Raw genomic sequence first — 22,908 nt, 5'->3', positions numbered from 1 at the left:
CCAGGCCCTACCCGCCGGTGGGGCGCAGGCGGTCCAGCTCGGCGTCGAGCATCCGTTCCAGGCGCGCGGCGCCGAGCCTGTCCGGATAGAGCAGGTGGTGCGCGCTCAGCCCGTCGACGAGGGCGAGCAGCCGCTCGGTGACGTCGTCGAGGTCGTCGGAGGTGGCGATCTCCCCGCCGCCGGCCGCCGCGCCGAGCAGGCTGCGTACCAGATAGCGCAGCTCCTCTGCCTCGGCGCGCTGCGCCTCCAGCATCGCCGGGCTGGTCATGCTGCGGCTCCAGAAGCCGATCTCCAGCCCGCTCTCCCCGGCGCGCTCGTCGTCCAGCGGAAGGTTGTCGAGGAGGAGCTCGCGCAGCGCGGCCAGCCCGGTGAGACCGGCCAGCTTGCCGCGCAGGCGTTCCACGATGCGCCGGTGCGAGGACCGCAGCGCCGACAGCATGATGTCGTCCTTGTCGGCGAAGTAGTGGGTCAGCACACCGTTGGAGTAGCCGGCCTCCCTGGCGATGGCCCTGGTCGTGGCGGCCTCGATCCCCTCGCGCAGGATGATGCGCCGTGCGGCCTCGACGACCTCCTCGCGGCGCTCGCGGTGATTGACGATCTTCGGCACCTTGCCCCTTTCGAATGGATTCGTTGACATTTTAGTCGGGCGCCCGTCTATTATCCGCTGAAGACACGAGGAGGACTCACTATGACCGTCGTCTCCCTCGGCGTGCACATCGTGGACGTGCTCGCCAGACCGGTGGAGTCGATCCCCGCCGGGCAGGACACCCACCTGCTGGAGCAGATCCGCGTCACCGCCGCGGGCGCCGCCGCCGCGACCGCCGTCGACCTGGCCGCGCTCGGCGTCCCGGTGGCCTCGGTGGGGGCGATCGGCGACGACGAGCTCGGAGACCTGCTCGTCATGATGATGAAGCGGCGCGGGGTGGACGTGACCGGGATCGTCCGCAGGCCGGGGGAGCAGACCGCGGCCTCGATCCTGCCGATCCGTCCCGACGGCGGCCGACCGTCCTTCCACGTCCCCGGCGCCAACCTGGGCCTGTCCACCGCCGACGTCGGCCGCGAGGCCGTCCTCGGCGCGCGGGTCGTGCACCTGGGCGGCATGGACGTCACCTGGGGCCTGTACGACCCCGCGTTCTACGCGCTGCTGGACGAGGCCCGGGCGGCGGGCACGATCGTGACCATGGACCTGCTGTCCAACATGCCCGATCTCATGCAGGGGGTGCGCAGCTTCCTGCCGCACGTCGACTACCTCCTGCCCAACGAGGAGCAGGCGCTGCTGATGAGCGGCGCGGGCGAGGGGGCCGACGTGGAGGAGGCCGCGCTGTCCCTGCTGTCCCTGCTGCCGGAGGGCCCCTCGGCCGTCCTGGTCACGCTCGGCGCGGACGGGAGCCTGATCGCCGACGCGCAGGGCCTCACCCGCGTGCCCGCCCTCGACGTGCCGGTGGTCGACACCACCGGGTGCGGCGACGCCTACTGCGCGGGGTTCATCGCCGGTCTGGTCGACGGCCGCGACGTGGCCGGCGCCGCCCGGCTCGGTACCGCGCTGGCCGCCCGCGTCGCCGGGGGCCTCGGCTCGGACGCGGGCCTGGACGGGGCGCGGGAGCTCCGAGACGAGAAGTGACCCCGCCCGCGACCTCCGGGCCGGAAAAGGGCGGCGGGGGCGGTGTCGAACCGCCCGAACGCATCCAGACGTGAACCCAGACGTGAAAGGACGACGCATGTCCATCGACGCCAAACTCAGGGAGCGGGCCGCCAAGGTCGTCCCCGGCGGCATGTACGGCCATCTCAACGCGGCCCTGCACGGTCCCGCCTACCCGCAGTTCTTCGTCGGGGGCGAGGGGTGCCGCCAGCGTGACGCCGACGGGCGCGAGTACGTCGATCTCATGTGTTCCTGGGGGCCCGTGGTGCTCGGCCACCGCCATCCCGCCGTCGAGAGCGCCGTCGCGGCCCAGCTCGCCGCGGGCGACTGTCTCAACGGCCCCGGTCCCGTCTACGTGGAGCTCGCCGAGCTGCTGGTGGAGACCGTCCCGCAGGCCGACTGGGTGATGTTCTCCAAGAACGGCACCGACGCCACCACCCAGGCGCTGATGGTCGCCCGCGCCGCCACCGGCAGGACCAAGGTCCTCATGGCGCACGGCGCCTACCACGGGGCCGACCCGTGGTGCACGCCCAGCACGGCGGGGACCACCCCCAACGAGCGCGCGGACCTGGTCGAGTTCACCTACAACGACCTCGCCGGCGTCGAAGCCGCCGCGGCTCAGGTGGAGGGCGACGTCGCCGCGATCATCGTGACGCCGTTCAAGCACGACTCGTTCGAGGACCAGGAGCTCGTCGCCGCGGAGTTCGCCCGGGGGGTGCGGGCCCTGGCCGACCGGATCGGCGCCGCGCTGGTGATCGACGACGTGCGCGGGGGCTGGCGGATCGACCTGGGCGGCTCCTGGGAGCCGCTGGGCGTGCGCCCCGACCTGTACGCCTTCAGCAAGGCGATGGCCAACGGCCACCCGATCGCCGCCGTCACCGGGGTGGACTCCCTGCGCGGGCCGGCCCAGACGCTCTACTCCACCGGCTCCTTCTGGTTCAACGCCGCCCCGATGGCCGCGGCCAAGGCCACGATCGAGACGCTGCGCGCCGTCGACGGCATCGCGCTGATGGAGCGCGCGGGCACCCGCCTGCGGGAGGGGCTCGCCGCCCAGGCCGCCTCCCACGGTTTCACGGTCAACCAGACGGGGCCGGTCCAGATCCCGTGGCTCTCCTTCGAGGGCGACGCGACGCTGGACAAGGGCATGTTCTGGGCCGCGGCCTGCCTGGAGGAGGGGGTCTACCTCCACCCCTGGCACAACTGGTTCCTGTCGGCCGCCCACACCGACGCCGACATCGACCGGGCACTGCAGGGCACCGACGCCGCCTACGCCAAGCTCAGGGCCCGCTTCGGCGCCGACTGAGTCCCGGCCCGGCGTCGTGGGACGCCGGGCCGGGACGGCGGTGTACGGCTAGCGCCGGGCGTCGCTCCGCAGGCGGCACCACTGCAGGTCGTCCAGGCGCGTGCCGTCGGGGCCGGGCAGCAGCCCGCGCAGCAGGGCCTCCCGGGTGAAGCCCGCCCGCTCCAGCACGCGCTGCGAGGCGATGTTGCCGGGCGAGGTGCCCGCGATGATCCGGGCCAGGGGAGTGTGCTCGAAGACCCAGCCGGCCAGCAGGTCCACCGCCCTGGCGGCGAAGCCCCTGCCGCGGAACTCCGGCAGCATGCTGTAGCCCACCATGGCCTGCCCCAGTGGAGGGGTCACCCCGCTGAGCTGGATCTCCCCGGCGAACGCGCCGGTCGCGGCGTCCAGGATCGCGATCTCGGCCCCCGTACCGGCCAGCCAGTTCGCGCCCGCGGTGCGGCACCGCTCCTCGGCCTCCTCGAAGGTGGAGGGCTCGGGCGGGACGCAGTACCTCGTGACGTCGGGCAGGTTCCGCAGCGCCAGGTAGTCGGCGGTGTCGGCGAGGGTGAGCCGCCTGAGCCGGACGACCCCGTCGGTCAGCGAGCCACCGGGAAACTCCGGCAGGAGGGGCGTCACGCGCTCGCCGGAGTCGCCGGGCAGGCGCGCGAAGGCCACCAGGTCGTGGCGGGTGCCGTCCCGCTGCTCCTCGGCCCCGCGCCGTACGCCCTCGCGCCGGAAACCGGCGGCCAGGGCGACCCGCTGGCTGGCCAGGTTCTCCACGTTGGCGAGCAGTTCGACGCGCTTCGCGCCGTGCTCGAGCCCCCAGCGGGTCAGCGCGGCGGTGGCGTCCGTGGCCACCCCGCGGCCCCGCGCCCACGGCGCGACCAGGTAGCCGATCTCGGTGGTACCACGGGGACGGGCCATGAGGCCGATGTTGCCCAGCCACTCGTCCGTCCCCGCGTCCGCGATCGCGAACGGGGCCCCTCCGGCCTGCCACTCCTGCCGGGTCTGTTCCAGGTACCGGAGCGCGTCGTCCCGGGTGTACGGCACGGGGATGGGAGGGATGAACCGGATGATCTCCGGGTCGGCGCAGGCGCGGACGATCGCCTCGGCGTCGGAGGGGGCGAGCGGCCTCAGGACGACGGGGCCGGCCGGAATCACGTCATGGGAGAACACACCACAACAGCTACCAGGTGCCGTCCTGGGAGGGCGAATCGTTTTGCAGCATTTTGTGGCGATTTGTGAATCACCTCCGCTCGGCCCCCGCTCCCGGCCCCCTCCGCCGTCCCGTCCCCGTCCGGCGGGATTCCGCTCCCGCTTCCCCCGTTTTCCCCGCGCGACCGGGTCAGGAGCGTCCCCGGCCGTCCGAGGGCACCGCCGCGCGCCGATAACCTTGCGGTCATGGGTTTTCGCAGGCATGGGCCGTTTCAGGCCGGGGATCAGGTGCAGCTCACCGACCCCAAGAACAAGCGCCACACGGTGACGCTGAAGGAAGACGGCGTGTTCCACACGCACAAGGGCGGAATCCCGCACAGTGAGCTGATCGGCCAGCCCGAGGGCTCGGTGGTGCGCTCGTCCGGCGGCACCCAGTATCTGGCGTTCAGGCACCTCCTCCAGGACTACACGCTGTCCATGCCGCGCGGCGCGGCGGTGATCTATCCCAAGGACTCGGCCCAGATCGTGGCCATGGCCGACATCTTCCCCGGCGCCCGGGTGGTGGAGGCGGGCGTCGGCTCCGGCGCGCTCACCTGCTTCCTGCTGCGCGCCATCGGCTCCGAGGGCACCCTCACCTCGTACGAGCGGCGCCAGGACTTCGCCGAGATCGCCACCAAGAACGTGGAGAAGTTCTACGGCGGCCCGATGAAGCAGTGGCGCCTGGTGGTCGGCGACTTCGTCGACGATCTCGACGAGAGCGACGTCGACCGGATCATCCTGGACATGCTCGCCCCCTGGGAATGTGTGGACGCCGCGGCCCGCGCTCTCACCCCCGGCGGTGTGATCTGCTGTTATGTGGCGACCACAACCCAGCTCTCGCGTACGGTCGAAACTCTGCGGGAGCACGGGAGTTTCACCGAGCCCCATGCGTGGGAGACCCTGGTTCGTGACTGGCATGTCGAGGGACTCGCCGTACGGCCCGACCACAGGATGGTCGGCCACACCGGGTTCCTGGTCACGGCCCGTCGCATGGCTGACGGGGTGACGCCACCACCTCGACGTAGACGTCCGGCGAAGGGGGCCAATGGCGAGGAGTCCGCGACTTCCACGTCTTCCGCCACATGATGACGATTCGGCCACGACGGTCCGTGAGAGCGTGACACGGAAGCAGACCTTCGTGTTCTTATACTTCTAGGACTAAAAGCGCCAAAAAGGATTAATCATCACGCACTTAATGTAGTCATATGAACACTGCTCAGCCAGGTAAGGGACAGCCCTTAGATGGGTAGGGTTTTGAGTAGTCGGTCTCGACTGGGAAGGAGGTGACGCCGTGGCAGCTCGCGACGACGCTGAGGCTCGTGCCGCGCAGCGCGAACGGGAGGTCGCCGACCTCACAACACAGGTCTCCTTCCTGCAGGAGGAGATCACCGCGTTGCGTCGGAAGCTGACGGAGTCTCCCCGGCAGGCCAGGATTCTCGAAGAGCGTCTCCATGACGTGCAGGCGAACCTCGCGGCCGTAACCGGCCAGAACGAGCGTCTGGTGGCCACCCTCAAGGAGGCCAGGGACCAGATCGTCGCCTTGAAGGAGGAGGTAGACCGGCTGGCGCAACCGCCGTCCGGGTTCGGTGTGTTCCTCGAAACCAGGGAAGACGGCACGGTGGAGGTCTTCACCGGCGGCCGCAAACTCAGGGTGAACGTGAGTCCCGCGGTGGACGTCGAGTCGTTGAAGCGTGGCCAGGAGGTCATGCTCAACGAGGCGCTCAACGTGGTCGAGGCCCTCGGCTTCGAGGACCTGGGCGAGATCGTGATGCTCAAGGAGCTCCTCGAGGACGGTCAGCGCGCGCTGGTGATCTCGCACGCGGACGAGGAGCGGGTGGTGAAACTCGCCGAGTCGCTGATGGACCAGCCGATCCGGGCGGGCGACTCCCTGCTGCTCGAACCCCGCTCGGGCTACGTCTACGAGCGCATCCCCAAGTCCGAGGTCGAGGAGCTCGTCCTGGAGGAGGTGCCCGACATCTCCTACGAGGAGATCGGCGGGCTCATGCGGCAGATCGAGCAGATCCGGGACGCCATCGAGCTCCCGTACCTGCACGCCGACCTCTTCCGCGAGCACAAGCTCCGCCCGCCCAAGGGCGTCCTGCTCTACGGGCCGCCCGGCTGCGGCAAGACGCTCATCGCCAAGGCCGTCGCCAACTCCCTGGCCAAGCAGGTCGCGGAGAAGACCGGCCAGTCCGGCAAGAGCTTCTTCCTCAACATCAAGGGTCCCGAGCTTCTCAACAAGTACGTCGGCGAGACCGAGCGGCACATCCGCCTGGTCTTCCAGCGGGCTCGTGAGAAGGCCTCCGAGGGCACCCCGGTGATCGTGTTCTTCGACGAGATGGACTCGATCTTCCGGACCCGAGGCTCGGGCGTCTCCTCCGACGTCGAGAACACCATCGTTCCCCAGCTCCTGTCGGAGATCGACGGCGTCGAGGGCCTGGAGAACGTCATCGTGATCGGCGCCTCCAACCGCGAGGACATGATCGACCCGGCGATCCTGCGGCCCGGCCGCCTGGACGTCAAGATCAAGATCGAGCGGCCGGACGCCGAGGCGGCCAAGGACATCTTCTCCAAGTACCTCATCCCCGAGCTCCCGCTGCACGACGAGGACCTCTCCGAGCACGGCGCCAACCGCCAGGAGACCATCTCCGGCATGATCCAGCGGGTCGTCGAGCGGATGTACACCGAGAGCGAGGAGAACCGCTTCCTCGAGGTGACCTACGCCAACGGCGACAAGGAGGTCCTGTACTTCAAGGACTTCAACTCCGGCGCGATGATCCAGAACATCGTCGACCGCGGCAAGAAGATGGCGATCAAGCAGTTCCTGGAGACCGGGCAGAAGGGCCTGCGGATCCAGCACCTTCTGGCGGCCTGCGTGGACGAGTTCTCCGAGAACGAGGACCTGCCCAACACCACCAACCCCGACGACTGGGCCCGCATCTCCGGCAAGAAGGGCGAGCGGATCGTCTACATCCGCACCCTCGTGACGGGCAAGCAGGGCACCGAGGCCGGGCGCTCCATCGACACGGTGGCCAACACCGGTCAGTACCTGTAACCACGTGTGACCGGCGGCGCGGCCCCCTCCCGGGGGCCGCGCCGCCGGCGTCTTCCCGAAAACCCTCGTCGATGGCGCGGGCGTTCGGCAGTTGATAAACTTTGTCCGGTTTTATCCATTTTCGTCCTTGCGAGTCCGTATCTCCTTTCACACCCGTCCCTGAAGGGAACGGAAATAGACGGCCGTCACGGGGAACCCGAATGATCGAGACGCCGTCCAAGTGGCGTGCGTGAACATTCCGGCCCGGCCGCCCGGTGAACGGCGCGGGCCCCCGCGAGGCGCCTCGGGGAGGCGGCCGCCTCGCCGAGCTCGACCTCCTGCGCTTCCTCGCCGCCATGGCGGTGCTCGCCTTCCACTACTTCATCGCCTTCGCCTCGGTGTGGGGCGACCGCCCGGCCGAGCTGTTCCCGGCGATCTCCACCATCTCCGGGCTCGGCATCCTCGGCGTCGAGCTGTTCTTCATGATCAGCGGCTTCGTGATCCTGATGAGCATCTGGGGGCGGGGCCTGGGGGCGTTCGCCCTCTCCCGGCTGGTGCGGCTCTTTCCCGCCTACTGGGTCAGCGTGGCCGTCACCGCCGCGGTCTACGGGCTGACCGCCGCCACGGCCCTGGACCCCAAGCTCAGCCTCGGCGAGTACGGGATCAACCTCACGATGCTCCAGCGGGCCCTCGGCGTCTACGACGCCAACGGCGTCTACTGGTCGTTGTGGGTGGAGCTCCGCTTCTACGTGCTGATCTCGATCCTGGTGATCGCCGGGGTGACGCTCAACCGCTGCCTGGCCTTCATGGGCGTCTGGCTGCTGGCGGCCGGGTTCTTCGCCGGGAGCGAGGAGGCCTGGGTGGACCTGGTGGTCATGCCCAAGTACGCGGCGTACTTCGTCGGCGGCATGGCGTTCTTCCTGATGACGAAGTTCGGCCCCAGGCTCGTCCTGTGGTGCCTCGCCGGGATCAGCGGCGGCCTGGCGGTGAACGCGGCGATCGACCGGGTGGCCGGGCGGATCGAGAACGTCGGCTACGCCGCGATGCCCGTGCCCGAGTGGGCCGTGGTCGCCACCGTGATCGGCTTCTACGTGCTCATGGCGATGGTGGCGCTCGGCTGGCTGGGGTGGCTGCGCTGGCGCGGCCTGGTCGTCCTGGGCGCGCTCACCTACCCGCTCTACCTGTTCCACACCCCGGCCGCGGTCCTGATCGTCCCCGCCCTGCGGGACGTGCTGCCGCCCCCGCTGACCGCGCTGGTCACCGTGCTGGCCGCGATGGCGTTCTCCTACCTGGTGTACCGGTTGGCCGAGCGCCCGCTTCAGGAGTTCGTCAAGTCCAGGAGGCGGAGAAGGGCCGCATCCCCGTCCCCGTCACAGCTCCCCGCGCTCTCCTCGATCCCCCTCGCAACGGGCGAAAAGGCTTCGGTGCCATAACTGTCCGACCACCGGGCATAGTGAAGGGTCTAGGGTCGGGAATAGATACCACGGAGAGAATCAGTCCCTGACGAACAGAGGGTGCGCATGACGGTACGGCGGGTGATGGGCATCGAGACCGAGTACGGCATCTCCGTGCCCGGACAGCCGGGGGCCAACGCGATGGTGACCTCCTCTCAGGTCGTGAACGCCTATCTGGCGGCCTCGGCCGCGAGGGCTCGGCGCGCGCGATGGGACTTCGAGGAGGAGAACCCGCTGCGGGACGCACGGGGGTTCGACCTCGCGCGGGAGGTGGCCGACCAGAGCCAGCTGACCGACGAGGACCTCGGCCTGGCGAACGTGATCCTCACCAACGGGGCCCGGCTGTACGTCGACCACGCCCACCCCGAATACTCCACGCCCGAGTGCACCAATCCCAGGGCGGCGGTGATCTGGGACAAGGCGGGCGAGCGGGTGATGCACGACGCGGCGGTCCGCGCCTCGGCGATGCCGGCCAACGCCCCGATCCAGCTCTACAAGAACAACACCGACAACAAGGGCGCCTCCTACGGCTGCCATGAGAACTACCTCATGCGCCGGGCCACCTCGTTCGCCGACATCGTCAGGCACCTGACGCCGTTCTTCGTCTCCCGGCAGGTCGTCACCGGCGCGGGCAAGGTCGGCATCGGCCAGGACTCCCGGGGCGAGGGCTTCCAGATCAGCCAGCGGGCCGACTTCTTCGAGGTCGAGGTGGGCCTGGAGACGACGCTCAAGCGGCCGATCATCAACACCCGGGACGAGCCCCACGCCGACCCGGAGAAATACCGCCGCCTGCACGTCATCATCGGCGACGCCAACATGTCGGAGATCTCGACCTACCTGAAGCTGGGGTCGACCGCGCTCGTCCTGGCCATGATCGAGGACAACTACTTCACCCGCGACCTGGCCGTGGACAACCCCGTCCAGGCCCTGCGCGCGGTCTCGCACGACCCCACGCTCAAGTACGAGATCTCCATGCGCGACGGCCGCAAGCTGACCGCGGTGCAGTTGCAGATGGAATACCTGGAGCTCGCCCGCAAGTACGCCGAGGAGCGCAGCGCCAACGGCCTGGACGAGCCCACCAAGGACATCCTGGAGCGCTGGGAGTCGGTCCTCACCCGCCTGGCGGAGGACCCGATGCAGCTGTCCAGGGAGCTCGACTGGGTGGCCAAGCTGGAGCTCCTGGAGGGCTACCGCACCCGTGACGGCCTTCCCTGGTCGCACCCGCGCCTGCAGCTCGTCGACCTCCAGTACTCCGACATCCGCCCCGACCGGGGGCTCTACAACCGGCTGGTCGCCCGGGGCCGCATGCAGCGCCTGGTCACCGAGGAAGAGGTCCAGCGGGCCATCGAGGTGCCGCCCAACGACACCCGGGCCTACTTCCGCGGCCGCTGCCTGAGCCAGTACAGCGAGTCGGTGGCCGCGGCCTCCTGGGACTCGGTCATCTTCGACATCCCCGGCCGTGAGTCGCTGCAGCGCGTCCCCACCCTTGAGCCGCTGCGCGGCACCAAGGCCCACGTGGGCGAGCTGTTCGACCGCTGCCGTACCGCCGCGGAGCTGGTGACGGCGCTGACCGGCGAACAGTGACTCCCGCGAGGGGGGAGGTGGCCAGGCCTGGCCACCTCCCCCCTCGTCATGCCCGGACCCCGTGACGGCCCGAGCCCGTCAAACCGGACACCCGGATTGACGGGGGACGGAGAACCGGGATACGTTCCGGGTGTTTTGTGGCGGTGCGAGGGAAATCCGGTGAAACTCCGGTGCGGTCGCGCCACTGTAACCGGCTCTCAGAAGCCGGAAGCCAGGTCACACTCGGCCGCCACCGACCTACGAAAAGGGACGCGTCAATCCCGGAGGAGGTGGCCGTGAGCCAGATCTCGGCACCGCACACCCAGCCCATCCCATGGCCCTCGCTCACCCGCTGGCTGCTCGCCGTACCGGTGCTGCTGCTCCTCGCCTACCTGGTCACCTTCGACCAGGGAGCGATCTCACAGGCGGGGAACTACCTGCACGAACTCATGCACGACGGGCGTCACCTGCTCGGCGTGCCGTGCCACTGAGCCACAGGTGATCACCAAACTCATCGTCCGGGGCCTCGTCGTCGGACTGCTCGCAGGGCTGCTCGCGGCCGTCTTCGCCTACACCGTCGGCGAACCGCGCATCGACCAGGCCATCGCGCTGGAGGAGGCGGCCGCGGCCGCCTCCCCGGCCGGATCACACGACGACACCGGGGCAGCGGCCCACTCCCACGACGAGGAGGCCCTGGTCAGCAGGGGCGGGCAGCGCTTCGGGCTCTTCCTCGCCCTCGGCCTGTACGGCCTGGCGGTCGGGGGCCTGTTCTCCCTCGTCTACGCGGCCGTACGCGGCCGGGCGGGACCCCGATCGGAGCCGGTGCTCGCGGTCACCCTCGCAGCCGCGGCGTTCATCGCCATCGTCCTCATCCCGTTCATGAAATATCCCGCCAACCCGCCGGCCGTCGGTGACCCGGAGACCATCGGCCGGCGCACCGTGCTCTACCTGGTCGCGGTGGTCATCGGGATCCTCGCGGTCGCCGCCGGCACCGCCGCCCACCGCTACGCCTCGCGGAGCGAACCGTGGGTGCGCTGGCTGTCGGCGGGTGCCACCTTCCTGGTCCCCGTCGTCGCGGCCTGGATCCTCATGCCGAAGATCTCGGAGGTGCCCCGGGGCTTCCCCGCCGACCTCCTGTGGGACTTCCGGGTCGCCTCCATGGGGACCCAGGTGGTCTTCTGGGCCGGCGTCGGCGCGCTGTTCGCCTTCGCCGCCCGCAGGCGCGGCCCGGTGTGACGACCCCCTCGGGGGTCACCCGCCTGCTCCTGGTCTGCCACGCCTCCACCTCGGCGACGGTACGGGCCGCGTTCCCGGGTGACGAACCACTCGACGAACGCGGCCTGCGCCGGGCCGAGGGGATGGCGCGGGACCTCGGCCCGGGTCCCGCGGCCTGCCCCGCCGAACTGCGCTGCGTCCAGACGGCGGCGGCGCTCGGCCTGCGGGCCGAGCACGACCCGCTGCTGGCCGACTGCGACTACGGCCGCTGGAGCGGGATGACGCTCGGCGAGGTCGAGGCCGCGGAACCCGAGGCGCTCGCCTCCTGGCTCGGCGACCCCGGCGCGGCGCCGCACGGCGGGGAGCCGGTCACCGCGCTCCTGGCCAGGGTGTCCGGCTGGCTCGCCGTCCGCGCCCCCGGCAGGGCCGTCGCGGTCACCCACCCGGCGGTCATCCGCGCCGCGGTCGTCCACGCCCTCGGCGCCCCCGCCCAGGCCTTCTGGCGCGTCGACGTCGCGCCGCTGGCCCGCGTGACGCTCACCGGGCGCGGCGGGCGCTGGCGGCTCAGCTACCTCCCATGACGGTCAGAGCGCCCGGCGACCCTTTGATTCGACGAGACGGACAGGAGAACCCGAAGGTGCGTGACTCCCGCTATCCCTTCACCGCGATCGTGGGGCTGGAGGACCTGAAACTCGCGCTGATCCTCAACGCGGTCTCCCCCCGCGTCGGGGGAGTGCTGGTCAGGGGGGAGAAGGGCACCGCCAAGTCCACGGTCGTGCGGGCGCTGGCCGCGCTCCTGCCGCCCGTCGAGGTGGTGACCGGCTGCCGCTTCTCCTGCGACCCCGCCGCCCCCGACCCCGGCTGCCCGGACGGGCCGCACGATGGCCGTACCGAACCGGGCGACCGGCCCACCCCGCCCGCCACCGTTCAGCCCGGCGGAACCCGGTCCGGCGGAGCCCGGTCCGGCACCGTGCGGCCCGGTGGAGCGCGGCCCGCCCGCCTCGTCGAACTGCCCGTCGGCGCCTCCGAGGACCGCCTCGTCGGCTCCCTCGACATCGAGCGAGCCCTCACCGAGGGCGTGAAAACCTTCGAACCCGGCCTCCTGGCGAGCGCCCACCGGGGCGTCCTGTACGTCGACGAGGTCAACCTCCTGCACGACCACCTGGTGGACCTGCTGCTCGACGCCGCCGCCCTCGGCACCTGCTACGTCGAGCGCGAGGGGGTGTCGGTACGGCACGCCGCCCGGTTCCTGCTGGTCGGGACGATGAACCCCGAGGAGGGGGAACTGCGCCCGCAGCTGCTCGACCGCTTCGGGCTGACCGTGGAGGTCCGGGCCTCGCGGGAACCGTCCCAGCGGGTGGACGTGGTCCGGCGCCGCCTGGCCTTCGAGGCCGATCCCGACGCCTTCGCCGCCGCCTGGGCGGGCGAGGAGCGGGCACTGGCCGCGCGCATCGCCGAGGCTCGTGCCAGGGTTCCCCAGGTCGTCCTGCCGGACGCGGCACTGCTCAGGATCGCCACCGTCTGCGCGGGGTTCGAGGTGGACGGGCTCCGGGCCGACCTGGTCACCGCCGGTGCGGCGATCGCGCACGCCGCCTGGCAGGGCCGCACCTCCGTCACCGCCGACGACGTACGGGAGGCGGCCAGGCTCGCGCTCCCGCACCGCCGCCGCCGCGACCCCTTCGACGCGCCGGGCCTGGACGAGTCCAGGCTCCAGGATCTCCTGGACCAGATCCCCGACGACCCCGGCGACCCCGGCGACCCCGAGGGCCCGGACGACTCCGGCGGCCCCGGGGGCACCGATCCGGACGGGCCCGCGCCCGACGGCGGCCCCGAGGCCGGGGACGCCACCCCGGACGAGGTGGGCGACTCGGGTGACCCGGGCGTTCCCGGCGGCCGCGACGACAGGGAGGCCTCCCGGCCCGCGGTCCCGGACGTCCCGGGCGGTCCCGGCCCCGGGACGCGGGAGCCCGCCCCCGCCGCGGATCCCGGTGAACCGCCGGAGACCGCCGGGGGAGCACCGGCCCGCGAGCGGACCTTCGACGCCGAGCCCGGGGGCAGGACCAGGTTGTTCACCGTCCCCGGGGTCGGCTCCGGAGCCCCGGGGCGCCGGTCGCGCGCCAGGACACCCCTGGGCCGTACCACGGGGGCCCGGGTCCCCGAGGGCCACACCGGCTCCCTCCACCTGCGGGCCACCGTCGGCGCCGCCGCCCCGCACCAGGTCGCGCGGGGCAGGAGCGGGCCGGGCCTGCTGCTGCGGCGCGGCGACCTCAGGGAGGCGGTCCGCGAGGGCCGTGAGGGCAACCTAGTGCTGTTCGTGGTGGACGCGAGCGGTTCCATGGCCGCCAGGCAGCGCATGCGGGCGGTCAAGACAGCGGTGCTCGGCCTGCTCCTCGACGCCTACCAGCGCCGCGACAAGGTGGGGCTCGTCACCTTCCGCGGCGCCCGCGCCGACCTGGTCCTGCCGCCGACCTCCTCCGTCGAGGCCGGCGCGGCCCGGCTGCGCGAGCTCCCCACCGGGGGGCGGACCCCGCTGGCCGCCGGTCTGCTGCGGGCCGCCGAGGTGCTGCGGGTCGAGCGTCTGCGCGACCCGTCCAGGCGCCCGCTGGTGGTCCTGGTCACCGACGGGCGGGTCACCTCGGGCACCGTCGAGGAGTCCCACCGCGCGGCGGGACTGCTGGCCGGGGTGGCGGGGGTGGTGGTCGACTGCGAAAGCGGCCACGTGCGCCTCGGCCTCGCCGCCTCGCTGGCGGCGCGGATGGGCGCGGAGACCGTACGCCTCGACGACCTCACCGACCTGGCAGGGATGGTCCGCGAGCGGCGCGGCGCCGCGTGACCGCGAGGAGCCGGCGAGGACGGTGAGGGCACCGCGCCGCGTGAGGGTGAACGGCCGGCGAGGACGCCGCGCCGCATGACAGTGAGCCGCATGACAGTGAAAAGGAGGGCGACGATGCCGCAGGGCAAACCCGTCAGCGTGCCCGAGGACGGCCTGACCACCAGGCAGCGCCGCACCCGGCCGCTGCTGATCGTCCACACGGGACCGGGCAAGGGCAAGTCCACCGCCGCCTTCGGCCTGGCCCTGCGCGCCTGGAACCAGGGCTGGCCGATCGGGGTCTTCCAGTTCGTGAAGTCCGCCAAGTGGCGCATCGGCGAGGAGCGGGCGCTGCGGGTGCTCGGCGACTCCGGTGAGGGCGGGCCGGTCTCCTGGCACAAGATGGGCGAGGGCTGGTCCTGGATCCAGCGCCCCGGCAGCGAGGAGGACCACGCCGCCGACGCCCGCGAGGGCTGGGAGCAGATCAAGCGCGACCTCGCCGCCGAGACGTTCCGGCTGTACGTGCTCGACGAGTTCACGTACCCGATGAAGTGGGGCTGGATCGACGTCGACGAGGTGGTCGACACCCTGCGCGGTCGCCCCGGAGGCCAGCACGTCGTCGTCACCGGCCGTGACGCCGATCCCCGGCTGCTCGACACCGCCGATCTCGTCACCGAGATGGGCAAGATCAAACACCCCATGGACGCCGGGCAGAAGGGCCAGAAGGGCATCGAATGGTAGCCCGGCTGGTCATCGCGGCTCCCGCCTCCGGAGCGGGCAAGACGACCGTGGCGACCGGTCTGATGGCCGCCCTCGCCCGCCGGGGCATGGCGGTCTCCCCGCACAAGGTCGGGCCCGACTACATCGACCCCAGCTACCACGCCATGGCCACCGGCCGCCCCGGGCGCAACCTCGACCCCTGGCTGGTGGGGGAGGAACTCGTCGCCCCGCTGTTCCTGCACGGCGCGGCCGGGGCGGACATCGCGGTCGTGGAGGGGGTGATGGGCCTGTACGACGGCGCGGGCTCCACCGAGTTCGCCTCCACCGCGCACGTCGCCAGGCTGCTCGGCGCCCCGGTGGTCCTGGTCGTGGACGCGGCCAGGCAGAGCCGCTCCGTGGCGGCGCTGGTGCACGGGTTCGCCTCCTACGACACCCGGATCAGGCTCGGCGGGGTGATCCTCAACCGGATCGGCTCCGAGCGGCACGAGGCCGTCTGCCGCGAGGCGCTCGCCGAGAGCGGTGTCCCGGTGCTCGGCGCGATCCGCCGCAGCGACGCCGTCGCCACCCCCTCCAGGCACCTGGGCCTGGTGCCCGCGGCCGAGCGCCGCACCCAGGCCGTCAGGGCGATGGACGCCGTCGCGGACCTGGTCGCCGCCTCCTGCGACCTGGAGGAACTCCTGCGCCTGGCCCGTACCGCGCCGCCGCTGACCGCCGTCCCGTGGAGCCCGGGGCCGCCCGCCGCTCCCGTGACGAGGATCGCGGTCGCCGGAGGGCAGGCCTTCACCTTCGGCTACACCGAGCAGGCGGAGCTGCTGGCGGCGGCGGGCGCCGAGGTCGTCCCCTTCGACCCGCTCGTCGACGAGGCCCTCCCCGAGGGGGCTCGCGGGATCGTCATCGGAGGCGGTTTCCCCGAGGTCTACGCGGCCGAGCTGTCGGCCAACGAGCCGTTGCGCGATCAGGTCGCCGCGTTCGACGGGCCGATCTCGGCCGAGTGCGCGGGCCTGCTGTATCTCGCCAGGAGGCTGGACGGCAGGCCGATGTGCGGGGTCCTCGACGTCGAGGCCAGGATGACCGGCACCCTCACCCTCGGCTACCGGGACGCGGTGGCCGTCCGTGACTCGCCGCTCACCAGGGACGGGGAGCGCTACCGAGGTCACGAGTTCCACCGCACCGCGGTCGAGCCCGCCCCCGACCGGCCGCTGTTCCGCTGGCGTGGCGGCGCCGACGGGTTCGCCGACGGCCGGATCACCGCCTCCTACCTGCACCTGCACTGGGCCGGCAGTCCCCGGCTGGCCTCCAGGTTCGTCGAGGCCAGCCGCCGCGTCCCGGTCGTCTGAGCTCTCCCGGCCCCGACCGCCCAGAACCGGCCCGGCCCGAGCCGGTCCGAAGTAGCCGGAAACGGCCCGAGGCTGGTTCGGGCTAATTTGTGATGATTGGCGAGGATTTGGAATGTGTTGAAAGCCGGGGATGTCGGCGCCTGGCCTTTTCGCGGTTTTTCGAACTCCGTTCTGATCAATTCTGCCCGGCCGGAAAACGCGTCCGGCCTGGCCGTCGCGGGACATCCCGCTCGTGCGGGAGGCGGGCCCACGTGGCGGGAGAAAGGAGGAAGACGGCCGTCCCCGTCCCGAATGCCCGTCTAAAGGCCGCGCGCGGTCCCGCCAGGTCTTAGAGGGCCAGGTCTTAGAGGGCCAGGTCTTAGGGGAAGGCGTCCGGCGGCAGCCGGGCCGCGGGCAGCCGTGGCGGGGCCAGGGCCACCCCCTCCGTATGGAGGATCGCCGACAGCATGCGACCCGCCTGCCCCATGCTGATGCGGGCCGCCGGGTCGCGCCGGAGCAGCCCCTCCAGGACGGGCCACAGCACCCCCGCCCGCGCCACCGGCCCCTGGTGCCCGGCGCCCCCCGGTTCGCGCGGCGCCGGCGTACGGGACAGGGGACGCGGCGGCCGGCCCTCCACCGCGAAGTACAGGCTCGCCCCGAACGACCACAGATCGCCCGCAGGGGTCGGTGGCCCGCCCCGCAGCCGCTCCGGCGCGACGAAGGTGGGAACGTGGACGAGCGGCACGGTCGTGGAAGTGTCCGGGTCGCCGTGCAGCGCCGCGATGCCGAAGTCGGCCAGCACCACCCGATCACCGGTCAGCAGGATGTTGCGCGGGTTGATGTCCCGGTGCAGGACGCCCGCCCCGTGCGCGTGGCGCAGCCCGCCCAGCAGCTGGAAGCCGATCCACGCCACCCAGTGGATCGGCAGGTGGCCCAGGTGCCGTACGGTCTCCTTGAGCGTGAGGGCCTCCAGCAGCTCCATGACGATCCAGAGCCGCCCGTCCTCCTCGATCAGGTCGTGCACGGAGATCACCGCCGGGTGGTTCAGCCTCCCGGCCGAGCGCGCCTCGCGCAGCGCCCGTCGTCGCGCCTCGCGCATGTCCGCCCCGTCCTCGCCGAACCGGGGCTGGATCTCCTTGATCGCCACGTTCCGCCCGAGCAGGGAATCGTGGGCCCGCCACACCGTGCCCAGGCCGTCCTGCCCGATCGGCGAGGCCAAGTGATAACGATCACCTAGTAAGCGTGCCTTTCCTGCATCTGTTCCCATGAATCACCTGCTGCACATAGAAGCCGGGGCCCTCAGCTGATTCATATTTTCACCTGGAACAGTGCACTATGTGATTACCTACGGTGATTCTCGGTAACGATTCAGACGCATGGCTATGACGGACTTTTGTTCCATGTCCGTAAATCCTGATCGGGGGATCAGAAAAATGGCCCGGAGGTCGGCGAAGGCGTTTCGGAAACGCTCGTGAACGTTCTCAGGCCGCGCTGAAGCAGCGCACGTCCTCCAGCATCTTCGACGTCCGTTCGGCACTCAGCCGCGCCCGCGGATCCTTGCGCAGCAACCCCCGCAGCACCGGCTCCAGGGCGCCCGCCCGCTTCGGCGCGCGTGGCGGCTCGCGCAGCGCCTCCACCAGTGCCGCCATCGAGTTCACCGTACGGAACGGGGTCCTGCCCTCCACCGCCATGTACAGCGTCGCGCCGAACGACCACATGTCCGCCTCGCGGGTGCCGCCCCTGCCCTGCAGCGCCTCCGGTGCGATGAACGCCGGAGTGCCCCGCGTCGAGGTCGTCGCCGCGCCCTCCGGCGCGGCGAAGCCGAAGTCGGCCAGCACCACCCGGTCGCCGGTCAGCATGATGTTGGCGGGCTTGATGTCGCGGTGGATCACCCCGCCGTCGTGCGCGTGCCGCAACGCCTCCAGCAGGCGGCATCCCATCGCCGCCACCAGGTCCACCGGGAGCGGGCCCGCCTGCACGAGCGTGTCGTGCAGCGTCAGCGCCTCCAGGAACTCCATGACGATCCAGAGGCGCTCGGCCTCCTCGGTGAGGTTGTGCACCGTCACGATGCCCCGGTGGCTCAGCCGCGCCGCCATGCGCGCCTCCCTGACCACCCGCCGCCGCTGCTCGGCCGCGGCGGCCCCCGGTGGCAGGAGTATCTCCTTGAGGGCCACCTCTCGCTCCAGAAGCAGGTCGTAAGCGCGCCAGACGACGCCGGTCGCCCCCTGGCCGACGCGTGAGACGAGCTTGTACCTGCGCGCGATGATGGTGCTCACCACCCAATGATCGCAGTTTCCAGCCCCGAAGGCCTACCTGGAACGTTCCTTATCTCTCCAGGAGTGTCGGACCTGCCCGGATCCCCGGGTGACGATGCTCACACGGGGGCGTACGGGCTCGCGGGGCACGTGCGAGACCGCACAGGTCATGCGGAGGCTCACACGAGGCCGATGCCGAGCAGCAGCGTGCCGGCGCCCAGTGACACCCCTCCCGCCGGGACCAGCCAGATCAACCTGTTCGGCTTCGTGTCGGAGGGGCGCACCACGGACAGGAAGAAGCCCAGCGGCATCAGGATGGGCGCCGCCACGATCAGGACCCGGGACAGGTCCTTCAGGCCGCCGGACAGGTCGGCCTGATCGATGTAGAGCAGCGCGACGAGCGCGAAGAGCACGAGGACGCCCGCGTGCGCGTGCCCGGCCCGCCACAGGCCGCGCCGCACCGGATTGTCCAGGTACCCGGGGACTCCGCGCATGATCTGCGAGAGCAGGGAGACCCCGCCGAAGGCCACGGCGGGCACGGTGATGAGGAGTATTCCCGCTGTGTTCAGCGACGACGGCGACATGGGGGGACCTCTCGTTGGATAGTGAAGCTAGCCAATTATTGGATAGGAGTGCTATCCAGTCAAGGGCGGGCGCATTCGCTTCGATGTCCCGAAGGGCTCCCTGTCCGGCGGGCCCGGCCGGTTCGGCCGGTCGCCGAGGGGGGTCAGGCGGCGTCGATGAGGACGGCGCTGGCGCGGGCGAAGGTGTGCCGGAACTCCTTGAGCGGCCTGTACTCGGCGGAGTTGTAGAAGTCCAGCACGCTCTGCTTGTCGGGGAACTCCAGGATGACCGCGATCGCGGGCTCGTGGTCGCTCTCCAGGGCGATCGGGGCGGTGTCGCGCCTGATCGGCCGGCCGCCGAAGCGCGCCACGACGGACAGGGTCTCCCTCTCGTATCGGGCCATCTTCTCCTCGTCGTCCGGCGTGACGGTTATGACCATGTAGGTGCTCATGTCGTTCCCTCTCCAAACTGTTTGCTAGTACGTGAACTATGAAACAGTCCGGCGGGGGAGAAGGCAAACCGATCGGTTGTGAGGCTGCTCACAACGCTTCGTCACTTTGCGCAGGCGCGTACAATCGAGATATGAAGGCGTTCGTTCACCCCGCCCGCGAAGACCTGCGCCTGGACGCCGTCCTGGAGGCTCTCGCCCACCCCCTGCGCCTGCGGATCGTCGGGCGCCTCGCCGACGGGGAGGAGCTGACCTGCTCCACCACCCTGCCCGACGTCAACGCCTCGACGGCCAGTCGTCACTGGCGGGTGCTGAGGGAGGGCGGCATCCTGTGGGCGCGGCGCGAAGGGCGCATCATCACCCACACCCTGCGGCGCGAGGACCTCGACGCCCGCTTCCCCGGTCTGATCGACACCGTCATCGCCGCCGTCGACGACGGTGAGATGGGAGCGCATCCATCGGATGGAGCCGCTGTCGGATGAAAGGCGCCCGGATTCGCCTCGATGCCTCGGGGAAGGTTTCCTGGCGGGCAGGACCTCGGCACGGCCCGTTCGGGCTCCCGTAAAGATCGCGGGACGATCCGCGCGCAATGTCGCCCGGTTCGGGGAAGATATGAATCAGATCCGTCCCCCAGGTGGAGGTGCCACACATGGCAAGCAAGGACACCGGCGGCCAGAAGCAGACCGGCCGTACCGACAAGGAGGTCGAGGAGACCGCCGCGGCGGAAACCTCCGACGTCCAGGAGCGTCACGAGAAGCTCTCCGATGACGTCGACGCGATCCTCGACGAGATCGACGAGGTCCTTGAGGAGAACGCCGAGGAGTTTGTGAGGAGTTACGTGCAGAAGGGCGGACAGTAGGTCCGTCCGGCCGAACCCAGGTCAGGGGTGAGGGCGGATCCGGCGAGGAGCCGGCAGACCCGTCCTGACCGCGGGCCCGGCCCGGCGCCCGCCGGGCCCGGCAGGCGGGTGACGTGCGGCCGTCCCCCGCCGGGAGCGCCTTTCCAGGTGCTCCGCCCGCGAACGCCGCGAACACGCTGAGCCGACAGGGGGGACCCCTCCGGGAATGGTTCCCGGAGGGAACGAGAACCGTCCGGGGTACGAAGCGGGAAGGCGCGGGCCGAATCCGGTCGCGATCGTTCCCGGCCCGGCGGGCCGGCCCTTTCCCGCCGGCCCCGCCACCTCCGTGGCGAGAGCCCGCGCGGCGAAGGGCCGCGAGCACCGGCACCCCGCGAAGTCCTTCCGCGAGCACCGCCCCGCCGCCCTCCGTGAGTGCCGTCCTGCCTTCCGCGAGCGCCGCCCCGCCGCCTTTCGTGGGGACGTCCCCGTTCCTTCCGCGAGGAAGGCCCTCGCGCCTTTCGCGGGCGCTGTCACGCGTCTTCCGCGAAGGAACTCCGCCTGCGCCCCCTCGGGCCGCTCAGGCCTCCCTCGGGCGCTCGCCCGCGCTTCCCCTCGGGAGCCGCCCCTGTCCTCCGGCAGGACCGGTCCCCGCCTCCTCCGCGGTCCGGGCGAGACGCCGCCTCCTCCGCCTCCGCCGCCCCTCGTCCTCGCCGCGTCCGGCGGGATCCGCGACGGTTCCGGCGACCGGGACCGATCACCCGTAAAGATTCAAAAGCCCGCTGCGGGGGGTTCGCGCTGAGCTGATCCAGGGAAGTGCAAGCAGCACGGCAAGATGAGTAAGGTCAGGCCTTAAAGGACTGCACCTTTGGAGGGAGTCGCGTGGGATCTCACAGGGACCTGCCCGCCGGCATGGTGAATCACATCTTTACCGACACCGGGAGCTCCTCGTTCACCGAGTTCGTCAGGTCCCATTCGCCGGACTTGCTGCCTGGCCGTAACGAGACCCTGGCAACCCCGGTGGGCGATCAGATCCCGCATGCCACCACGATCGTGGCGGCCATGTGCGCCGGTGGCGTGGTGATCGCGGGAGACCGCCGGGCGACCTCCGGCAACATCATCTCCCAGCGTGACATGGAAAAGGTGTTCCGCACCGACGACCACTCGGGCATGGGCATCGCCGGGGCGGCGAGCACCGGCATCGAGATGGCCCGCCTCTACCGGGTGGAGCTCGAACACTACGAGAAGCGCGAGGGCCGCACGCTCTCGGTGGCGGGCAAGGCCAACCGGCTCGCCACGATGATCCGCGGCAACCTGCCGATGGCGATGCAGGGGCTCGTGGTCGTCCCGCTCTTCGCCGCCTACGACCCCGACGTCGACGGCGGCCGCATCTTCAGCTACGACGTGGGCGGCGGTCCCTACGAGCAGCGTCACCACCACGCGATCGGATCCGGGTCGATCTTCGCGCGGGGCTCTCTGAAGAAGCTCTACCGCGAGGGCGCCTCACCCGAGGACACCGTGCTGACGCTGATCCAGGCCCTCTACGACGCGGCCGACGACGACTCGGCGACCGGCGGCCCGGACGTGATCCGCAAGATCTGGCCCGTCGTCGCGGTGATCACCGCCGACGGGTACCACCGGCTTCCCGACGAGGAGGTCGGAGAGCTCGTCCGGGTCGTGGTCGAATCCCGGGCGGAACGCCCCGACGGCCCCGCCGCCCCGCTGCGCTAACACGAGAGGATCACCCCAGGTGTCCATGCCTTTTGGATATGTCTCGCCCGAGCAGCAGATGCGGGACAAGGCGGACTACGCGCGCAAGGGGATCGCGCGGGGCCGTAGCGTCGTCGTCCTGCAGTACGAGGACGGCATCCTGTTCGTCGCGCCCAACCCGTCCCGTGCCCTGCACAAGATCAGCGAGATCTACGACAAGATCGGGTTCGCCGCGGTCGGCCGCTACAACGAGTTCGAGGCCCTGCGCCTCGGCGGCATCCGATACGCCGACATCAACGGCTACACCTACGCCCGCGACGACGTCACCGCCCGTGGTCTGGCCAACCTCTACGCGCAGAACCTCGGCCAGATCTTCACCGAGTCGCTGAAGCCGTTCGAGGTGGAGATCGTGGTCGCCGAGGTCGGCGACTCCTCCGACGAGGACCACATCTACCGGCTGACCTTCGACGGCTCGGTCTTCGACGAGGCGGGCCTGGTGGCCATGGGCGGCCAGGCCGAGACGGTCGCGGGCCGCCTCAAGGAGCGCTACCGCGACGGCCTGTCGCTGGCCGAGGCGCTGGAGGCGGCGCTGTTCGCGCTGACCGAGCCGGGAGGCGAGCGCTTCCCGGCGGGCCAGCTGGAGGTGGCGGTGCTCGACCGCAACCGGCCGCATCGCAAGTTCCTGCGGCTCAACGGCCCCAGGCTGGAGCGGCTGCTGGCCGACGGAGCCCCCGCCGCAGAGTCGGCCGCCCAGGCGGCCAGGGACGAGAGCCCCCTCTCCGCGCCCGAGACGCCCGGCGCCCCGCCGACCGCGCCCGACGGCGACATCGACACCGGATCCAGCGGCTGACCGCGTCCACCGGTGACACC

Annotated in this window: 22 protein-coding genes and 1 riboswitch; of the genes, 16 read left to right on the top strand and 6 right to left on the bottom strand. The window is 71.1% G+C overall.

The window, feature by feature from the left end:
* Positions 1–7 precede the first annotated feature (7 nt).
* The gene (locus ACTOQ3_RS20110) at positions 8–607 is read right to left on the bottom strand and encodes a TetR/AcrR family transcriptional regulator (RefSeq protein ID WP_440084895.1); all 600 of its coding nucleotides are present in this window, start codon (positions 605–607) and stop codon (positions 8–10) included.
* An 81-nt stretch (positions 608–688) separates the two neighbouring features.
* Here ACTOQ3_RS20110 and ACTOQ3_RS20105 point away from each other — a divergent pair, with 81 nt between their 5' ends.
* Together ACTOQ3_RS20105 and ACTOQ3_RS20100 are read left to right on the top strand one after the other, a co-directional pair.
* Positions 689–1,621: a carbohydrate kinase family protein gene (locus ACTOQ3_RS20105; RefSeq protein ID WP_440084894.1), complete on the top strand. Its 933-nt coding sequence runs from the start codon at positions 689–691 to the stop codon at positions 1,619–1,621.
* Between the two features lie 97 nt (positions 1,622–1,718).
* A complete protein-coding gene (locus ACTOQ3_RS20100; protein WP_440084893.1) occupies positions 1,719–2,942 on the top strand; it encodes an aminotransferase class III-fold pyridoxal phosphate-dependent enzyme in 1,224 nt (407 codons plus the stop codon).
* Positions 2,943–2,990: 48 nt separating this feature from the next.
* Here the strand turns inward: ACTOQ3_RS20100 and ACTOQ3_RS20095 are convergent, their stop codons facing one another.
* Positions 2,991–4,097, bottom strand: a complete 1,107-nt coding sequence (locus ACTOQ3_RS20095) for a GNAT family N-acetyltransferase (RefSeq protein WP_440084892.1) — start codon at positions 4,095–4,097, stop codon at positions 2,991–2,993.
* A 225-nt stretch (positions 4,098–4,322) separates the two neighbouring features.
* Here ACTOQ3_RS20095 and ACTOQ3_RS20090 point away from each other — a divergent pair, with 225 nt between their 5' ends.
* From ACTOQ3_RS20090 to ACTOQ3_RS20045, 10 genes are all read left to right on the top strand, one after another.
* The gene (locus tag ACTOQ3_RS20090) at positions 4,323–5,201 is read left to right on the top strand and encodes a tRNA (adenine-N1)-methyltransferase (protein WP_440084891.1); all 879 of its coding nucleotides are present in this window, start codon (positions 4,323–4,325) and stop codon (positions 5,199–5,201) included.
* A 205-nt stretch (positions 5,202–5,406) separates the two neighbouring features.
* Positions 5,407–7,170 (top strand): proteasome ATPase, encoded by a 1,764-nt coding sequence (gene arc, locus ACTOQ3_RS20085; RefSeq protein ID WP_440066145.1) that lies wholly within the window; start codon positions 5,407–5,409, stop codon positions 7,168–7,170.
* A gap of 254 nt (positions 7,171–7,424) precedes the next feature.
* A complete protein-coding gene (locus ACTOQ3_RS20080) occupies positions 7,425–8,582 on the top strand; it encodes an acyltransferase family protein (RefSeq protein WP_440084890.1) in 1,158 nt (385 codons plus the stop codon).
* 87 nt (positions 8,583–8,669) lie between these two features.
* Positions 8,670–10,187, top strand: a complete 1,518-nt coding sequence (gene dop / locus ACTOQ3_RS20075) for a depupylase/deamidase Dop (RefSeq protein ID WP_436759783.1) — start codon at positions 8,670–8,672, stop codon at positions 10,185–10,187.
* Between the two features lie 124 nt (positions 10,188–10,311).
* Positions 10,312–10,445: riboswitch (adenosylcobalamin (AdoCbl) riboswitch) on the top strand.
* A gap of 17 nt (positions 10,446–10,462) precedes the next feature.
* Positions 10,463–10,657 carry a CbtB domain-containing protein gene (locus ACTOQ3_RS20070; RefSeq protein WP_362686101.1) on the top strand — a complete coding sequence of 65 codons (195 nt, stop codon included), beginning with the start codon at positions 10,463–10,465 and terminating at the stop codon, positions 10,655–10,657.
* A 7-nt stretch (positions 10,658–10,664) separates the two neighbouring features.
* Positions 10,665–11,402, top strand: a complete 738-nt coding sequence (locus tag ACTOQ3_RS20065; RefSeq protein WP_440084889.1) for a CbtA family protein — start codon at positions 10,665–10,667, stop codon at positions 11,400–11,402.
* Entirely contained in the window at positions 11,399–11,962 is a 564-nt protein-coding gene (locus ACTOQ3_RS20060; protein ID WP_440084888.1) for a histidine phosphatase family protein, read from the top strand. Before ACTOQ3_RS20065 ends, ACTOQ3_RS20060 begins: the two co-directional genes overlap by 4 nt.
* The gene (locus ACTOQ3_RS20055) at positions 11,959–14,214 is read left to right on the top strand and encodes a magnesium chelatase subunit D family protein (protein WP_440084887.1); all 2,256 of its coding nucleotides are present in this window, start codon (positions 11,959–11,961) and stop codon (positions 14,212–14,214) included. Before ACTOQ3_RS20060 ends, ACTOQ3_RS20055 begins: the two co-directional genes overlap by 4 nt.
* Before the next feature lie 114 nt (positions 14,215–14,328).
* A complete protein-coding gene (gene cobO, locus ACTOQ3_RS20050) occupies positions 14,329–14,931 on the top strand; it encodes a cob(I)yrinic acid a,c-diamide adenosyltransferase (RefSeq protein WP_440085037.1) in 603 nt (200 codons plus the stop codon).
* The gene (locus ACTOQ3_RS20045; RefSeq protein WP_440084886.1) at positions 14,925–16,247 is read left to right on the top strand and encodes a cobyrinate a,c-diamide synthase; all 1,323 of its coding nucleotides are present in this window, start codon (positions 14,925–14,927) and stop codon (positions 16,245–16,247) included. Before cobO ends, ACTOQ3_RS20045 begins: the two co-directional genes overlap by 7 nt.
* Before the next feature lie 358 nt (positions 16,248–16,605).
* Here the strand turns inward: ACTOQ3_RS20045 and ACTOQ3_RS20040 are convergent, their stop codons facing one another.
* From ACTOQ3_RS20040 to ACTOQ3_RS20025, 4 genes are all read right to left on the bottom strand, one after another.
* Complete coding sequence (locus ACTOQ3_RS20040; protein WP_440084885.1) at positions 16,606–17,445, bottom strand: serine/threonine-protein kinase; 840 nt, start codon at positions 17,443–17,445, stop codon at positions 16,606–16,608.
* Between the two features lie 262 nt (positions 17,446–17,707).
* Positions 17,708–18,502, bottom strand: coding sequence for a serine/threonine-protein kinase (locus ACTOQ3_RS20035; RefSeq protein WP_440066159.1), 795 nt, complete (start codon positions 18,500–18,502; stop codon positions 17,708–17,710).
* A 158-nt stretch (positions 18,503–18,660) separates the two neighbouring features.
* Positions 18,661–19,065, bottom strand: a complete 405-nt coding sequence (locus tag ACTOQ3_RS20030; RefSeq protein ID WP_440084884.1) for a hypothetical protein — start codon at positions 19,063–19,065, stop codon at positions 18,661–18,663.
* Positions 19,066–19,208: 143 nt separating this feature from the next.
* Positions 19,209–19,496 (bottom strand): DUF1330 domain-containing protein, encoded by a 288-nt coding sequence (locus ACTOQ3_RS20025; protein ID WP_440084883.1) that lies wholly within the window; start codon positions 19,494–19,496, stop codon positions 19,209–19,211.
* Positions 19,497–19,627: 131 nt separating this feature from the next.
* Here ACTOQ3_RS20025 and ACTOQ3_RS20020 point away from each other — a divergent pair, with 131 nt between their 5' ends.
* The 4 genes from ACTOQ3_RS20020 to prcA all read left to right on the top strand — a co-directional run bounded on the left by ACTOQ3_RS20020 (position 19,628) and on the right by prcA (position 22,888).
* On the top strand, positions 19,628–19,975 hold the full coding sequence (locus ACTOQ3_RS20020) for an ArsR/SmtB family transcription factor (protein ID WP_440084882.1): 348 nt from the start codon (positions 19,628–19,630) through the stop codon (positions 19,973–19,975).
* Between the two features lie 167 nt (positions 19,976–20,142).
* A complete protein-coding gene (locus ACTOQ3_RS20015; protein WP_435288038.1) occupies positions 20,143–20,352 on the top strand; it encodes a ubiquitin-like protein Pup in 210 nt (69 codons plus the stop codon).
* An 888-nt stretch (positions 20,353–21,240) separates the two neighbouring features.
* The gene (prcB, locus tag ACTOQ3_RS20010; protein WP_440066545.1) at positions 21,241–22,059 is read left to right on the top strand and encodes a proteasome subunit beta; all 819 of its coding nucleotides are present in this window, start codon (positions 21,241–21,243) and stop codon (positions 22,057–22,059) included.
* 25 nt (positions 22,060–22,084) lie between these two features.
* Positions 22,085–22,888 (top strand): proteasome subunit alpha, encoded by an 804-nt coding sequence (gene prcA, locus ACTOQ3_RS20005; protein WP_440084881.1) that lies wholly within the window; start codon positions 22,085–22,087, stop codon positions 22,886–22,888.
* Positions 22,889–22,908 lie beyond the last annotated feature (20 nt).

The sequence above is a fragment of the Streptosporangium sp. LJ11 genome (genome assembly GCF_051918945.1).
Lineage (GTDB): Bacteria > Actinomycetota > Actinomycetes > Streptosporangiales > Streptosporangiaceae > Streptosporangium.
Note: the sequence above shows the minus strand (reverse complement) of the source record. Positions and strands in the feature narration are given on the sequence as shown.